The sequence below is a fragment of the Lysobacter enzymogenes genome (assembly GCF_017168095.1).
In the GTDB taxonomy this organism is placed as follows: Bacteria; Pseudomonadota; Gammaproteobacteria; order Xanthomonadales; family Xanthomonadaceae; genus Lysobacter; species Lysobacter enzymogenes_D.
Genome location: NZ_LXSD01000019.1, coordinates 1 through 1,687, shown reverse-complemented (window position 1 = coordinate 1,687; position 1,687 = coordinate 1). Strand labels below are relative to the sequence as shown.

General features: G+C 71.0%; 1 protein-coding gene. It reads left to right on the top strand.

Translation table 11 applies throughout. The annotated features are described in order from the left end of the window. Positions 1-488 precede the first annotated feature (488 nt). Positions 489-1,640: an efflux RND transporter periplasmic adaptor subunit gene (locus A7A76_RS00485; protein ID WP_206409347.1), complete on the top strand. Its 1,152-nt coding sequence runs from the start codon at positions 489-491 to the stop codon at positions 1,638-1,640. Positions 1,641-1,687: the final 47 nt, after the last annotated feature.

The following is a 1,687-nucleotide window of genomic DNA, read 5'->3' as shown; positions in this document are numbered from 1 at the left end:
CGCGGCGGGCGCGGCGGCGGCCGGAGTCTTGGCGGGGTCCTGCGCGGCCGCGGTCGCGGCGGCGAGGGTCAGGGCGAAGCAGCAGGCGATCGTCAGCGGTCGCATCATGTCGTAATCCGCAATCTCGAGTGGCTAGCGAAAGGTGGTGGCTGGCTCCGCGCGGCCAAGACCGCGCACAAGTCGGCGAGTATAGCCGGCGCGGCGATTGCAACGAAGCGGTCCGTGGATGCATCCATACTGACGCCGGTCGCGGATTCGCGGCGGCGTCCGCCCGGGACCGGGGCCGGAGCGGGACGGCGAACGCGGGCGAACGCGCGGCTTGCACAGCGGGCTTGCGCGTACCTTGCCTCAGAACCGATCCGTGGCTCCAGTCATCATGACCTTCGGCGGATGTTGCCTCGCCGGGCCGGTGATATACCTATATACAACACCGGCATACGACCGGTAACCGACGAATTTTCTAGTACTTTTTCTTGGGGTCGTCTCGAATGCGTCAACTCACCAACAACCGCGAGGGCGGTCCGGCGGTGCGCGTCACGGCAGCGGTCGCCGCACTGGCGCTGGCCTGCGCGCTGGGCCTGTCGGCCTGCAAGGGCGGAGCCGGCGCCGCCGAAGCGCAGGCGAAGGAAGGCAAGGACAAGGCATCGGACGCCGTGCCGGTGGAGGTGGCGGTGGCGGGCCGGCGCGCGATCGCGGCCAGCTACACCGGCACCGCGCCGCTGGAGGCGCGCGCCGAATCGCAGGTGGTGGCCAAGACCTCCGGCGTCGCGCTGGAGGTGATGGTCGTGGAAGGCCAGGCGGTCAAGGCCGGGCAGGTGCTGGTGCGGCTGGATTCGGCCCGCGCCGAGCAGCAGGCCGCGCAGACCGGCGCGACCTTGCGCAAGCTCGAGGCCAACTACGCGCGCTCGCGCCAGCTCGCCGAGCAGCGCCTGCTCAGCGCCAACGACAACGACCAGCTGCGCTACGACATGGAAAACGCGCGCGCGGCCAACCGCCTGGCGATGCTGGAACTGTCCTACGCCAAGGTCGAGGCGCCGATTTCGGGCGTGGTCGCCTCGCGTTCGATCAAGCCCGGCAACTTCGTCCAGATCAACTCGCCGATCATCCGCATCGTCGACACCTCGCACCTGGAAGCCGTGCTCAACGTGCCCGAACGCGAACTGGCCACGCTCAAGGCCGGCCAGCCGGTGCAGATGAGCGTCGACGCGATGCCGGGTAAGAGCTTCGCCGGCAAGGTCGACCGCATCGCTCCGGTGGTGGATTCGGGCAGCGGCACGTTCCGGGTGATCTGCTCGTTCGAAGGCGGCGGCGTGCTGCAGCCGGGCATGTTCGGCCGCCTGCGCATCGACTACGACAGCCGCGCCGACGCGCTGGTGGTGCCGCGCGCGGCGCTGCTGGACGACGAGGGCGATCCGGCGGTGTTCGTGGTGCGCGGCAACAAGGTCGCGCGCACGCCGGTCAAGCTGGGCTACCTGGACGGCTCCTGGGCCGAGGTGCGCGCCGGGGTGAAGCCGGGCGAGCAGGTGGTGGTGGCCGGCAAGACCGCGCTGCGCGAAGGCAGCGAGGTGCTGGCGATCAACGCCAAGCAGGTCGCCAGCGCCGCGGCGCCGGCCGCGCCCGCCGCGCCGAACAAGCAATAAGCCGCGCCGGGCGCTGAGCCCGGGCGGCGGCGCCGCACGCCGGCGCT